Source organism: Streptomyces wedmorensis, from assembly GCF_000716445.1.
Classification (GTDB): Bacteria; Actinomycetota; Actinomycetes; order Streptomycetales; family Streptomycetaceae; genus Streptomyces; species Streptomyces wedmorensis.
In genome coordinates this window covers 178967-192255 of the sequence record NZ_JNWK01000001.1, presented here as the reverse complement: position 1 = coordinate 192255, position 13289 = coordinate 178967, and the positions used below count along the sequence as shown (strand labels likewise).

At 73.7% G+C, this 13289-nt stretch carries 11 protein-coding genes; 9 read left to right on the top strand and 2 right to left on the bottom strand.

What is annotated here, in order from left to right; all coding sequences use genetic code 11:
- Positions 1–7: 7 nt before the first annotated feature.
- From OO54_RS00770 to OO54_RS00760, 3 genes are all read left to right on the top strand, one after another.
- Positions 8–1528, top strand: coding sequence for an acyl-CoA synthetase (locus OO54_RS00770; protein ID WP_033200906.1), 1521 nt, complete (start codon positions 8–10; stop codon positions 1526–1528).
- 114 nt (positions 1529–1642) lie between these two features.
- A complete protein-coding gene (locus OO54_RS00765; RefSeq protein WP_033200905.1) occupies positions 1643–2098 on the top strand; it encodes a MaoC family dehydratase in 456 nt (151 codons plus the stop codon).
- A 212-nt stretch (positions 2099–2310) separates the two neighbouring features.
- Positions 2311–4146, top strand: coding sequence for an IclR family transcriptional regulator domain-containing protein (locus OO54_RS00760; protein WP_033201005.1), 1836 nt, complete (start codon positions 2311–2313; stop codon positions 4144–4146).
- A gap of 83 nt (positions 4147–4229) precedes the next feature.
- Here OO54_RS00760 and OO54_RS00755 read toward each other — a convergent pair whose 3' ends face one another.
- A complete protein-coding gene (locus OO54_RS00755) occupies positions 4230–4940 on the bottom strand; it encodes a TetR/AcrR family transcriptional regulator (protein ID WP_033200904.1) in 711 nt (236 codons plus the stop codon).
- Positions 4941–5109: 169 nt separating this feature from the next.
- Here OO54_RS00755 and OO54_RS00750 point away from each other — a divergent pair, with 169 nt between their 5' ends.
- Positions 5110–6744, top strand: coding sequence for an amidohydrolase (locus OO54_RS00750; RefSeq protein ID WP_033200903.1), 1635 nt, complete (start codon positions 5110–5112; stop codon positions 6742–6744).
- 7 nt (positions 6745–6751) lie between these two features.
- On the opposite strand, the gene OO54_RS00745 is transcribed toward OO54_RS00750, so the two are convergent.
- Complete coding sequence (locus tag OO54_RS00745) at positions 6752–7816, bottom strand: LacI family DNA-binding transcriptional regulator (RefSeq protein ID WP_051786619.1); 1065 nt, start codon at positions 7814–7816, stop codon at positions 6752–6754.
- Positions 7817–7957: 141 nt separating this feature from the next.
- On the opposite strand from OO54_RS00745, the gene OO54_RS00740 reads away from it, so the two are divergent.
- The 5 genes from OO54_RS00740 to OO54_RS00720 are packed head-to-tail and all read left to right on the top strand — an operon-like array spanning position 7958 to position 13209.
- A complete protein-coding gene (locus OO54_RS00740; protein WP_033200901.1) occupies positions 7958–9595 on the top strand; it encodes an ABC transporter substrate-binding protein in 1638 nt (545 codons plus the stop codon).
- Positions 9592–10545, top strand: coding sequence for an ABC transporter permease (locus OO54_RS00735; protein ID WP_033200900.1), 954 nt, complete (start codon positions 9592–9594; stop codon positions 10543–10545). Before OO54_RS00740 ends, OO54_RS00735 begins: the two co-directional genes overlap by 4 nt.
- Positions 10542–11411: an ABC transporter permease gene (locus OO54_RS00730; RefSeq protein WP_033200899.1), complete on the top strand. Its 870-nt coding sequence runs from the start codon at positions 10542–10544 to the stop codon at positions 11409–11411. Before OO54_RS00735 ends, OO54_RS00730 begins: the two co-directional genes overlap by 4 nt.
- Positions 11412–11416: 5 nt before the next feature.
- Complete coding sequence (locus OO54_RS00725; protein ID WP_033201004.1) at positions 11417–12403, top strand: ABC transporter ATP-binding protein; 987 nt, start codon at positions 11417–11419, stop codon at positions 12401–12403.
- On the top strand, positions 12400–13209 hold the full coding sequence (locus tag OO54_RS00720) for an ABC transporter ATP-binding protein (RefSeq protein ID WP_033200898.1): 810 nt from the start codon (positions 12400–12402) through the stop codon (positions 13207–13209). Before OO54_RS00725 ends, OO54_RS00720 begins: the two co-directional genes overlap by 4 nt.
- Positions 13210–13289 lie beyond the last annotated feature (80 nt).

The following is a 13289-nucleotide window of genomic DNA, read 5'->3' as shown; positions in this document are numbered from 1 at the left end:
GGATCCCATGCGCAACCAGGGCATCGGCTCGTGGCCCGCACGCCGCGACCGCAGGTCACCCCGGCGCACCGCCCTCCTGCACGAGGGCCGCGCGGTCGACTACGCCGAACTCCACGACCGCTGCACCCGGTTGGCCCACACCCTGCGGGGTGCCGGGGTCGAGCGCGGTGACCGGGTGGCGTTCCTCGGCCCCAACCATCCGTCCTACCTGGAGACGCTCTTCGCGGCCGGCCTGCTGGGAGCGGTGTTCGTTCCGCTCAACACCCGCCTCGCCGTACCGGAGTTGCTCCATCAGCTCACCGACTCGGGCAGCACCGTCCTGGTGCACGCCGGGCAGTCGGCCGAGCGCGTGCGGGAGCTGGCGGAGGGCGCCGGCCTCGGCACCGTCCTCGCCGTGGACGGCGGACCGGGCGCCCGGTACGAGGAGCTGCTCGCGGCCGCGTCCACGGAACCGGTCGACGAGGAGGTGGGCCACGAGGACGTCTGCCTCATCATGTACACCTCGGGCACCACCGGCCGCTCCAAGGGCGCCGTCCTCACCCACGGCAACATCATCTGGAACAGCCTCAACGTCCTCGTGGACACGGACCTCGCCGGAGACGAGGTGGCCCTGGTCGCCGCACCGCTCTTTCACACCGGCGCCCTCAACATGAGCTGTCTGCCGATCCTCCTGAAGGGCGGCACGGTCCTCCTGGAGTCCTCCTTCGACGCGGAGCGCACCCTGCGCCTCGTCGAACGGCACCGCGTCACCTTCATGTTCGGCGTGCCGACGATGTTCGACGCGATGGCGGCGACCCCGCGGTGGGCCGACGCGGACCTGACCAGTCTGCGCACCCTGCTCTGCGGCGGCGCCCCGGTGCCGACCCGCACCGCCCACGCCTATCTGGACCGCGGCCTCGCCTTCGTCCAGGGCTACGGCATGACGGAGACCGCGCCGGGCGCGCTGATCCTGGACCGGGCCGACTCGCTCAGCCACGCCGGTTCGGCCGGCGTCCCGCACTTCTTCACCGACGTGCGGGTGCTGCTGCCCTCGGGCGAGGAAGCCGCGCCCGGCGAGAAGGGCGAGGTCGTCGTCGCCGGGCCGAACGTGACCCCGGGCTACTGGAACCTCCCGGAGGCGACCGCCGCGGCCTTCCGCGACGGGGGGCGCTTCCGGTCGGGCGACGTGGCCGTCGTCGACGAGGAGGGCTACGTACGCCTCGTCGACCGCATCAAGGACATGATCATCTCAGGCGGCGAGAACATCTACCCCGCCGAGATCGAGGACGCCCTCCTCGGACACCCCGACGTCGCCGAGGCGGCCGTCATCGGCGTGCCCGACGCCCGGTGGGGCGAGGTGGGACGCGCGGTCGTCGTCACCCGCGCCGGAGCGACCCTCACCGCCGGGGAGCTGCTCGCGTACCTGGAGGCCCGGCTCGCCCGCTACAAGATCCCCAAGAGCGTCGTCCTCGCACCGGACCTCCCCCGCAACGCCACCGGGAAGCTGCTCAAGGCCCCCATCCGGGCGCGCTACGGCGACGACGGCTGACGCTCCTGCCGGTGTCCCGCCGGTGCAGCCGTCCGTCGTGCCCGTTCGACGTGCCCTTTCGACGGCCCTCCCGCGTTCCCTCGCATCCCCCTGTACCTCCAGAGGAGTACCACCATGGCTCTCACCGTCCACGGCATCGACGAGATCAAGGCCCAGGCCGGAGCCGACCTCGGCCACAGCTCCTGGGTCGAGATCGCCCAGCCGCGCGTCGACACCTTCGCGGACGCCACCGACGACCACCAGTGGATCCACGTCGACGCCGAGCGCGCGGCCACCGGTCCCTTCGGCGGCACCATCGCCCACGGCTACCTCACCCTCTCCCTGCTCATCCCCATGTGGAGCGAGCTGCTCCAGGTCGAGGGCGTGGCGATGGCGGTCAACTACGGCCTGAACAAGGTGCGTTTCCCCTCCCCCGTGCGCGTCGGGTCGAAGATCCGCACGCACGGCCGCGTGGTGTCCGTCGAGGACGTCAAGGGCGGCGTCGAGGTCGTCGTGGACCTCACCGTGGAGATCGACGGCGTCGCCAAGCCGGCGTGCGTCGCCCAGGCGGTGTACCGCTTCTTCGCCTGATCCCGGGACACGGGGCAGGGGCAGCCGCTTCCCGCGGTCGCCCCTTCGGCGTGCCCGCGGGTCGGGTCCGTCCAGGCGTCCCGCACGCGCGCCGGGCGGTGACGGGTGCCGGTGGCCCGTACGCGCCGGGGGTCTCGCCGCGGGTGGCGGGTACGGTGGGCCCGCGCCGTCCAGGCGCCCCGCTCGCCCCCGCGCCCCGAGGAGTCCGGACGATGCCGCAGCCCACCGAGGCCGAGGGCGCACCCGCCGAGTCGGTCGGGCCGTTGGAGCGGGGACTCGCCGTGCTGCGCGTGATGGCCGCCGGGTCCGACGTGCGCCACCGTCCCGGCGACCTGGCCCGGTCGACCGGCCTGGCCCGGTCGACCGTCGACCGGGTCGCCACGACACTCGTCCGCCTCGGCCTCCTGCGGACCGAGGGCCGCGACCTGCTCCTCGCCCCACGGGCCGCCGAACTCGGCAACGCCTATCTCGCCTCCTCCGGGCTCCCCGAACTCCTCGGGCCGCACGCCGCCGCCCTCGCCGACGCGCTCGACGAGTCGGTGTCCCTGGCCGTTCCGGACCGCGACGGCGTCCGCTTCCTCACCCAGGCGACCCGCCACCGCGCCATGGCGATCTCCTTCCGGCCCGGCGGTCTGCTGCCGGCCGAACGGTGCGCGCCCGGCGCCCTGTTCGCCGCCCACTGGGACGCGGGCGGCCGCGAGCGGTGGCGGGCGCGACGCGCCGAGGACCCGCTGGACACCGCCTTCCCGTCCGTACCGCCCCGCCCGGCGGCCCCGCCGGACGAGGTGGAGGCCGAGTTCCTCGACCGGGTGCGGGAGGCCCGCGAGAGCGGCGTCGCCGTCGACGACCAGCTCATCGAGCCGGGCCTGCTCTCCGTCGCCCTGCCCGTACGGGCACCGGACGGCGCGGTGGTCTGCGCGGTCGCCGTCGTGAGCCACACCAGCCGGCACACCGCCCGGTCACTGACGGAGCGGGCCCTGCCGCCGCTGCGCAGCGCCGTCGCGGCGATGGAGGCGGCCCTCGCGGCGCGGGAAGCCGCGGCGGGCGCGCGCCCAGGGGTCGCGGCGCCGGGAGTCGCCCCGGGGCCCATGCCACCGGCCGCCTCAGGGCTCATGCCCCCGGCCACGCCGGGGACCGCCCCCGAGGTCACGGCAGCGGAAGCCCCGCCCGAGTCACCGCCGGAGGCCACCGCACCGGAAGCCCCGCCCGGGTCCCCGCCCGCAGTCGCGCCCGCGCCGGGAAGGGCGGACCTCAAGGAGGAACTCGGCTCGGGCTTCCTGCAGTCTCTCGCCCGCGGTCTCGACGTCCTGCGCGCCTTCGGCGGCGTCAGGGGTCCCGTGCGGCTCGCCGAGCTCGCCCGGCTGACCGGGCTTCCCCGGGCGACGGCGCGCCGGTCGCTGATCACCCTGCGCCATCTGGGGTACGTCCGGGAGGAGCCGGGCGGGTTCGTGGTCCTGCCCCGGGTTCTCGAACTGGGTTACGCCCGCCTGTCGGGCCTGAGCCTGCCGGAGATCGCGACCCCGCATCTGGTCGCCCTGGTGCTGCGGGTGCACGAGTCGGCGTCGGTGGCCGTGCTCGACGGTGACGACATCCGGTACGTGGCGCGGGTCGCCGGCACGCGCATCATGCACATCGACATCACGGTGGGCACCCGGCTCCCGGCGTACGCGACCTCGATGGGCCGCGTACTCCTGGGGGACCTGACCGAGGACGAGCGTGCCGAGCGCCTCGGGCGCATCACGCCGGAGGCGCTGACCCCGCGCACGGTGACGACGCACGAGGGGCTGGACGAGGTGGTGGCGGCGACGGCCGCGCGCGGCTACGGATGGGTCGAGCAGGAGCTGGAGGAGGGCCTGCGCTCGCTCGCGGTGGCCGTCACGGACGGACGGGGCCGGGCGGTCGCGGCGGTCAACGTGGCCCTGCACGCGAGCCGGGCCACGCCGCAGGAGAGCCTGGCCGCCCTGCTGCCGCCGCTGCGGGAGACGGCCGGCCTGATCAGCGCCGACCTCGCCGCCGTGGGGCGCTTCTCGCGGGTGGCGACCGGCTGAGGTCGTGCGCGGTGCGGGTGCGGGCGGGAGGCCGGGCCCGAGGGACGGCCTCCCGCCCGCGGAGGGGACGCCTCCCTCTTCGTTCAGCCGCCGGCGCCGGCCGGCCGCAGGGCCTCCACCGCGGCGAGCATCAGTTCCAGGGCGAAGGGGTAGCCGCTGCCGCTCATGTCGGCGGCGAGCAGGGGGAAGGTCGCGGCGATGTTGGGGTGGGTGTCGGGCGACAGCCTGCCGTACACCTCGTGCCAGACCTCCTCGTCCTTCTCTCGGGCGGCGGACGGCAGCGCGGCCGCGGCGGCGTCCTGGGCGGCGAAGGCGAGAGCCTGGTCGACGAAGGCGTGGTAGATCCGGACGGCGAGGTCGTCGGGGAAGCCGGCGGTCCTGAGGATGCCGAGGATCCGTTCGACGGCCCGGGTCTCGTGGGTGCGGCCGGTGGTGCGGTGGGCCGCGAGGACGGCGGCCTGCGGGTTGTTCCGGTAGCAGGAGTTGATCCGCACGCCCATCGCGCGGAGGTCGGTCCGCCAGTCGCCGGTCGCCGTCCAGCCCTCCTGCGCGCGGCCGATCATCTCGTCGGCGACGGCGAGGAGCAGGGCGTCGGTGTTGCGGAAGTAGCGGTAGAGGGCGGTCGGGTCGGCGCCGAGCGCGGCGCCCAGCCTCCGTACGGAGAGGGCTTCCGCGCCGTGCTGCGCGATCAGGCGCAGAGCGGTGTCGACGATGAGCCGTTCCGAGAGGACGGCGCCCTGTTTGGTGGGGCGGCGGCGCTGCCTGCTTCCTTCGGGCACGACGCGTTCGGACATGGCCGGAACATTACGTCAACGTTGTTGACGTGTAAACGGCTGCGGCCGACCGCCTTTCGGGAACCGCCCGTTCGACCCGCCGGGGGCTTATGTCAACGCCATTGACGTGTGGCCGAACCTGCCGCTTCCATGGCCCCCACCACACGTCATCCCATGTTCTGGAGCGCACATGAGCACGGCCGATCTGGTCTTCACCCGCGGCCCCGTCTTCACGGCGGACCCGGCCCGCACCCGGGCGACCTCGCTCGCCGTCGTCGGCGACCGGATCGCGGCCGTCGGGCACGACGAGGTCCGGGACCTCATGGGCCCCGGCACCGAGGTCGTCGACCTGACGGGCAAGCTGCTGCTGCCGGGCTTCCAGGACGCCCACATCCACGCCGTCGGCGGCGGCAAGGAGCTGGCCGAGTGCGATCTGACCGGCACGGTCGGCGTCGCCGAGTACCTGGAGCGGATCCGCGAGTACGCGGACGCCCACCCGGAGAGGACCTGGATCACCGGCGGCGGCTGGTCGATGGAGAGCTTCGACGGCGGACTGCCCACCCGGCAGCTGCTCGACTCCGTCGTCCCGGACCGGCCGGTCCTGCTGTCCAACCGCGACCACCACGGCGCCTGGGCCAACTCCCGGGCACTGGAGCTCGCCGGGCTCACCGCCGACACCCCGGACCCGGCCGACGGCCGCATCGAGCGGGAGGCGGACGGCCACCCCGGCGGCACGCTCCAGGAGGGCGCGATCGGCCTGGTGGCCCGGTTCGTGCCGCCGGCCACGCACGAGGACCGGCTCGCCGGTCTGCTGCGGGCCCAGAAGCTGCTGCACTCGCTCGGCATCACCGCCTGGCAGGACGCGCTGCTCGGCTCGTTCAGCGGCATGACCGACCCCTCGGACGCGTACATGACCGCCGCCCAGGACGGTTCGCTGACCGCCCGCGTGACCGGCGCGCTCTGGTGGGACCGCGAGCGCGGCGCCGAGCAGATCCCCGAACTGGTCGCCCGGCGCGAGAAGTTGAGCGCGGGCCGGTTCCGGGCCGGCTCGGTCAAGATCATGCAGGACGGCATCGCGGAGAACTTCACCGCCGCCATGATCTCCCCGTACCTGGACGGCTGCGGCTGCGCCACCGGCAACAGCGGCCTGAGCTTCGTCGACCCCGAGGCGCTGTGCGGGTACGTGACCGAGCTCGACGCCCTCGACTTCCAGGTCCACTTCCACGCGCTCGGCGACCGGGGCGTCCGCGAGGCCCTGAACGCCGTGGAGGCCGCGATCGCCGCCAACGGACACCGCGGCAACCGCCACCACCTCGCCCACCTCCAGGTCGTCCACCCGGAGGACCTGACCCGCTTCGCCCGGCTGGGCGCCATCGCGAACATCCAGCCGCTCTGGGCCGCCCACGAGCCGCAGATGGACGAGCTGACCATCCCGTTCCTGGGTCCCGAGCGCGCCGCCTGGCAGTACCCGTTCGGCGACCTGGTGCGCGCCGGGGCCACCCTCGCCGCCGGCAGCGACTGGCCGGTGAGCAGCCCGAACCCGATCGAGGGCATCCACGTCGCCGTCAACCGGCGGGACCCGGAGGCCGCCGACGACCGGGTCTTCTACGCGGAGCAGCGCCTCGACCTCACCACCGCGCTCGCCGCCTACACCGCCGGCACCGCGCACGTGAACCGCCTCGACGACACGGGCAGCCTGCGCGCCGGGCACCTCGCCGACCTCGTGGTCCTGGACCGGGACATCCTCACCGCCCCCGCCGAGGAGATCGCCGAGGCCCGGGTGGAGCGGACGTACGTCGGCGGCGAGCTCGTGTACGCCCGCTGAGATGCCGCTACTCGACCCGCCCGGACCGGACGGAGGAGGCCCGGACGTCGAGACGCGTCGGCACGAGCGTCCCGGCGGGCTCCCTGCGGCCGTGCTCCAGGACCGCGACGAGGTGCTCGACACCGGCCTCCGCGACCGCCTCGGGCCGCAGGCTCAGGGTGGTCACCGGTGGATCGGTGTAGAGCGCCGTGGCGTCCTCGCTGACCAGGACGACCAGCAGGTCGTCCGGGACCTCGTAGCCGTACCGGCGCGCCGCCTCCAGGACGAGGGGCGGACTCGCCTCCGCGACCACGAGCAGGGCGTCGGGCCGCTCGGCCCCGTCCGGGGTGTCGAGGACGGTCTCGACGGCCCGGACCACCGGCCCGTTCCCGGACTCCGCGACGCGCACGGCCAGCTCCGGCAGGCCGTGGGCGGCGCACCAGGCCCGGTGCGCCGCCTCGACCTCGACGTGGAAGCGGGTGGCGATGTCCGGCACCACGAGCACGGGCCGCCGGGCCCCCTGCTCCCGCAGGTGGTCCAGGGCCTCGGCGACGGCGCCTTCGGCGTCGACGTCCACCCAGGAGGCCCCGAACCGCCCCTCCACGGAGCGGTCGCTGAAGACGGGGATCCCGGCGGCCAGGAGGTCCTCGATGACGGTGTCCCCGGCGACCGGGTCGGCGACGATGACCCCGTCGAGCGACAGGTCGGACCACTCGCCCTGCAGGGTGCCGGCCGGCAGCAGCACCACGGCGTAGCCACGGAGCAGCGAGGTCGCCGCGGTGGCGCCGGTGAGCCGGGCGAAGTACGGCGACTCCAGATAGGTCCAGAGCGCGTCGGGGGCCCCTCCCACGACGTATCCGATCAGCCGGGCCCGTCCCGCGCGTAGATGGCGCGCGGTGGCGTTGGGCCGGTAGCCCATCCTGCGGGCGGTCTCGCGGGCCCTCTCCCGTACTGCGGGGGAGAGTCTCCCGGTGCCGTTCAGCGCCGCCGAGACGGTCGTCTTGGACAGGCCCGCCTCGCGGGCCACGTCGACGAGTCGGACGCGCGGGGTGGGCGGCGAGGGCTGCCCCTCATGCCCTGAAGCTTCGGTCATGGGGTGATGGTGCCACCCTCGTGACCTCTGCAAAACCGTTCCCGCAAAGTCACCTCCAGGTCTTGTGCGGGAACGTTCCCGCACCAATACTCGCTCCATCCCCCCGAGCCCGTCACTACACCCGTAAAGGGGTGGGTCACCATGCGCATGCCCAGAGCCATCGCGCTTCTCGCCTGCACCGCCGCGCTCGCGGCCACCACGGCCGCCTGCTCCGGCGCCACCAAGCCGCCGGCCGCCGGCGGCGGCGCGTCCTTCAAGGTGACCCCGCTGTCGCCGCCCGCGCAGGGTCCGCTGGACTCCTTCACCTGGTCGCTGTACGCCGAGCCGTACACGCTCGACTACGCCCTCGCGTACGACTACCCGCCGAACACGGTGCTGGCCAACGTCTGCGAGCAGCTGCTGCGCGTCACGCCCGATCTGAAGACCGAGCCCGGCCTCGCCGTGAAGTGGACGCAGCCCGACCCGCGCACCCTGGTCTACACGCTGCGCCCCGGGGTGAAGTTCCACGACGGCACCACCATGACCGCCGACGACGTGGTCGCCTCCCTCAAGCGCCAGATGGACCCGAAGACCGGCTCCCCGTGGGGTTCCTCCTTCAAGAACGTCGACGCGATCGAGAAGACCGGGCCGCTGGAGGTGACGATCCGCCTCGGCAAGGCCGACGTCCTCTTCCACGAGCTGATGGCCGCCTCCCCCGGCACCGTCGTGAGCGCCGCCTCGCTCGCCGAGGGCGGCAAGGACTACGGCACGCCCAAGGGCAAGCTGAACTGCACCGGTCCGTACGCCCTCGACACCTGGGCCCAGGGCGACAGCATCACCCTCAAGAAGCACCCCGCCTACTGGGACACGAAGCTCACCCCGAAGTCCGAGCAGGTGAAGTTCACCTTCATCGAGGACGTGGCCGCCCGCTCCAACGCCTTCCTCTCCGGCACGGCCGACGGCGGCTACATGGTCCCGTCGTCCTCCTTCGCCCAGCTGCGCTCCAGCGGCAAGGGCACGCTCTTCTTCGGCCCCAACACGGGCGCCGCGAACCTGGCGGTCCTCGACTACCACGGCGCGCTCGGCGACCTGAAGGTCCGCAAGGCCCTGTCGACGGCCCTCGACCGGAAGAACATCATCAAGGCCGCGGCCGGCGGCGTCGGCGTCCCGGCCAAGGCCCCCGCCGCGCGCGGCGCCTGGGCCCTGGCTCCCGAGAAGACCGCCACGCTCTACGACACGCTGCCCGAGCCCGTGTACGACATCGCGGCCGCGAAGAAGCTCGTCCAGGAGGCCGGGGCGACCGGCCGGAAGATCACCATCGCCACCAGCACCCTCGCGCCCGAGATCAGCGTCGTCGCCAACGCCGTCCAGGCCGCCGGCCGCCAGATCGGCCTCGAAGTCGAACTGAAGCCGGTCTCCCCCGACGCGTACAGCTCCCTCTTCGTCGACCCGAACGCCCGCACCGGGCTCGACCTGGTCATCACCATCGGCTACGACAACACGCCGGATCCGCTGGAGTTCTACCAGTACCTGCGCACCGGCGACTTCGGGAACTACGGCAACTGGTCGAACGCCGAGTACGACGTCGCCTTCGACCGGGCCAACTCCGAGCCCGACGCGGGCAAGCGCGCCGAGCTCACCGCGAAGCTCCAGAAGATCGCCCTCGACGAGCTGCCCATCATCCCCGTGTACGAGGCCCCTCACTCGGTCTTCCTCGGCAAGCGGGTCACCGGCGCCCCGGCCGGCATCGCCCAGCTCTACTACCCGTGGGCCGCGACGATCGGGGCCGCGAAGCGATGACGCGCTACCTCGTCGGACGGTTCCTCGGCCTGGCGGCGGTGCTGTTCGTGACCTCGCTCGTGGTCTTCGGCTCCGTCCACCTGGCCCCCGGCGACCCGGTGTCGTTCCTGCTGCACGGCCGCCCCGCGACCCCCGAGGCCGTGGCGGCCCTGCGTGCGGAGCACCACCTCGACGACCCGCTGGCCACGCAGTACCTGAAGTGGCTCGGCGGCGTGCTGAGCGGCGACTTCGGCCGCTCGGCGCAGTACCACCAGGACGTGTCCGCGCTCATCGGCTCCCGGCTCACCGGCACCGCCCTGCTCGTCGGATACGCCGCCGTCCTGGTCGCCGTGCTCGGGGTGACGGCCGGCGTCCTCGCCGCGCTGCGCCCCGGGCTCCTGGACCGCATGGTGCTCGTCGGCACCGGCGTCGCCACCGCCACGCCCTCGTTCGTCACGGCCATCGCGCTCGTGTCGCTGTTCTCCGTCCAGCTCGGCTGGTTCCCCGGACCCGGCGGCGGCACGGCGGAGGACCTGTCGGGCCGGCTCCACCAGCTGACCCTGCCGGCCGTCGCCCTGGCGCTGTCCTTCGCGGGACTCCTCGCCCGGGTGACCCGCTCCGCGATGCTCGACGAACTCGGCCGCGACCACGTCGAGGTGGCGCGGGCCCGGGGCGTCGCGGGCCCGGCCGTGGTCCGCCGGCACGTGCTGCGCAACGCGCTCGGCCCCGTCGTCACCGTCGGCGGCACCATGCTCGCCGGGCTCCTGATCAGCACCTCGATCGTCGAGACCGCGTTCGACGTCCCCGGGCTCGGCTCGCTGCTCGTGCAGTCGGTCACGGCGAAGGACTTCGCCGTCGTCCAGGCGATCACGCTCCTGAGCGTGGCGGCCTTCGTCCTCGTCAACCTCGTGGTCGACCTGCTCGCCCCGCTCATCGACCCCCGTCTCTCCCTCGGGGAAGGCTCCTCATGACCACCACCACCTCCGCGGTGCCGTACCGCAGGCCGGGGCTCCGGGCCCTGCGCCTGTTCGGCCAGGGACCGCTCTTCACGGTCTCGGTCGCCGTGCTCGCCGCGCTCGTCCTGGTCGCCCTGCTCGCGCCCGTCCTCGCCCCGTACGACCCGGAGGCGCTGGACCTGTCCGCGAGCCTGGCCGGCACCACGGGCGACCACCTGCTGGGCACCGACCAGTCGGGGCGCGACATCCTGTCCCGGCTGATCCACGGCGCCCGCACCGGGCTGCTCGGGCCGCTGCTCGTCGTCGCCGTCTCCACCCTGCTCGGCACCCTCCTCGGAGTGGTGGCGGCCTGGCGGGGCGGCTGGGCGGACACGGTCCTGTCCCGGTCCATGGACCTCGTCTTCGCGATCCCCGGCCTGCTGCTCGCGATCCTGCTCGTGTCGGTCGTCGGCTCGGGCCTGACCGCCCCGGTGATCGCCATGTCCGTCGCCTACACCCCGTACGTGGGCCGCCTCGTGCGCGGCATCGCACGGCAGGAGAAGGCCCGGCCGTACATCGAGGCGTACCGGGTGCAGGGCTGGTCCGGCTGGACCGTCTGCGTACGCCACCTGCTGCCCAACATCGCGCCGACGGTCTTCGCCCAGTCGGCGATGAACTTCGGGTACGCGCTGATGGACCTGGCGGCGCTGTCCTTCCTCGGCTTCGGCGTGCAGCCGCCGGCCGCCGACTGGGGCGCCATGATCAACGAGGGGCAGGCGGCCGTCCTCCAGGGCGCGATGCTGCCGGCCCTCGCGCCCTCCGCGTGCATCGTGCTCGCCGTGGTGGCGTTCGGCATCGTCGGCGAGGGGCTCGCCGACCGGATCGCGAAGCGGGAACGGTGAACGGCATGCGCGCACAGACGGATGGGGCGCCGGTCCTGGAGATCGACGGGCTCGACGTCCGCCTCGCCGGCGACCGGGCGGCCCGGCCGATCCTCGACGGAGTGAGCCTGACGGTGCGGCCGGGGGAGACCGTCGGACTCGTCGGCGAGTCCGGCTCGGGCAAGTCCGTGGCCTGCCGCAGCGTCCTCGGACTGCTGCCCGGAGGCGCCCGCACCACCGGCCGGGTCCTGGTCTCCGGACGGGACGTCCTCACCATGAACCGCGCCGAACTCACCACGCTGCGGGCCCGTCAGGTCTCGATGGTCTTCCAGGACCCGCGCGCCTCGGTCAACCCGCTGCGCCGCGTCGGCGACTTCCTCACCGAGGGACTGCGGGCGGCCGGAACCCCGGCCTCCAAGGCCACCGCCCGCGCCGAGGAGCTCCTCGACGCGGTCGGCATCCGCGATCCGCGCGGCGCCCTGCGCCGCCACCCGCACCAGTTCTCCGGCGGCATGCTCCAGCGGGTCGTCATCGCCGCGGCCCTCGCGAGCGAACCGGACCTGCTCGTCGCCGACGAGCCGACCACGGCCCTCGACGTCACCACCCAGGCCGAGATCATCTCGATCCTCGCCCGGCTGCGGGCCGAACGCGGCACCGGCATGCTCTTCGTCACCCACGACCTCGAACTGGCCGCGTCGGTCTGCGACCGCGTGTACGTGATGTACGCCGGCCGGATCGTGGAGACCCGGTCCACCGACGAGCTGTTCGACCGCCCGCGCCACCCGTACACGGCAGGCCTGCTCGCCTGCACTCCGAGCATCGCGCCCGGCGCCCCGGCCCCCCGGCCCATCCCGGGCCGCCCCGTCTCCCTCGCCGAGGCGCCGCCCGGCTGCGCCTTCGCCGCGCGCTGCGGCCACGCGGTGCCGCGCTGCCACGAGGAGACACCCCGACTGGCCGCGGACGCCGTCGGGTTCGCCGCCTGCCACCGCGCCGACGAAGGGATCACGCTGTGACCGTCTCGACCAAGGAGGGGCTGGTCGTCGAAGGGCTGCGCAAGCGGTACGGCGACCACACGGCCGTGGACGACGTCTCGTTCGCGCTCGCACCCGGCTCCTCGCTCGCCATCGTCGGGGAGTCCGGCAGCGGCAAGACGACGACGGTCCGCATGCTGGTGGGTCTGGAACGCCCCGACGGCGGCACCGTCCGGCTCGACGGCCGGGACCGTTCGGCACGGCCCCGCGGCCGGGCCGAACGCCTCGCCCGCGCCCGGGAGATCCAGATGGTCTTCCAGGATCCGTACCTCTCCCTCGATCCCCGGATCACGGTCTCGGGCTGCCTGGACGAGGTGCTGCGGCTGCACACCCCGCTCGACGCGTCCGCCCGCCGGACCCGGGTCGACGAGCTGCTCGACCAGGTCGGCCTGGGCGCGCGGGAGGCCGCGGCGCTGCCGCGCGGGCTCTCCGGCGGCCAGCGCCAGCGGGTGGCGATCGCGCGCGCCCTTGCGGTGGAGCCGAGGGTCCTGGTCCTGGACGAGGCGGTCGCCGCCCTCGACGTGTCGATCCAGGCGCAGATCATCGAACTCCTGCGCACGATCAGGGAGGAGTCCGGGGTCGGATACCTCTTCGTCACGCACGACCTCGCGGTGGTCCGGCACATCGCGGACGAGGTGCTGGTGCTCAAGTCGGGTGCGGTCGTGGAGTCGGGTCCGGCCTACCGGGTCCTCGACGCCCCCGAACACCCGTACACACGACTCCTCCTGGAGTCCGTGCCCCGCCGAGGGCGGCGCCCTGCGCAGAGGGTGACGGAGGGTCAGGTGTAGATCCGGAAGTCCCCCTGCCGTAAGGAAAGTTCTTCACGACACGCCTGTCATGTGTCTGTCGGATGTATTTCCTGTGAAGG

Coding starts and splice junctions, on each gene's coding strand:
- OO54_RS00725 (WP_033201004.1), top strand. CDS start 11,417: ATGCGCGCACAGACGGATGGGGCGCCGGTCCTGGAGATCGACGGGCTC.
- OO54_RS00745 (WP_051786619.1), bottom strand. CDS start 7,816: ATGACCGAAGCTTCAGGGCATGAGGGGCAGCCCTCGCCGCCCACCCCG.
- OO54_RS00765 (WP_033200905.1), top strand. CDS start 1,643: ATGGCTCTCACCGTCCACGGCATCGACGAGATCAAGGCCCAGGCCGGA.
- OO54_RS00740 (WP_033200901.1), top strand. CDS start 7,958: ATGCGCATGCCCAGAGCCATCGCGCTTCTCGCCTGCACCGCCGCGCTC.
- OO54_RS00750 (WP_033200903.1), top strand. CDS start 5,110: ATGAGCACGGCCGATCTGGTCTTCACCCGCGGCCCCGTCTTCACGGCG.
- OO54_RS00755 (WP_033200904.1), bottom strand. CDS start 4,940: ATGTCCGAACGCGTCGTGCCCGAAGGAAGCAGGCAGCGCCGCCGCCCC.
- OO54_RS00760 (WP_033201005.1), top strand. CDS start 2,311: ATGCCGCAGCCCACCGAGGCCGAGGGCGCACCCGCCGAGTCGGTCGGG.
- OO54_RS00730 (WP_033200899.1), top strand. CDS start 10,542: ATGACCACCACCACCTCCGCGGTGCCGTACCGCAGGCCGGGGCTCCGG.
- OO54_RS00735 (WP_033200900.1), top strand. CDS start 9,592: ATGACGCGCTACCTCGTCGGACGGTTCCTCGGCCTGGCGGCGGTGCTG.
- OO54_RS00770 (WP_033200906.1), top strand. CDS start 8: ATGCGCAACCAGGGCATCGGCTCGTGGCCCGCACGCCGCGACCGCAGG.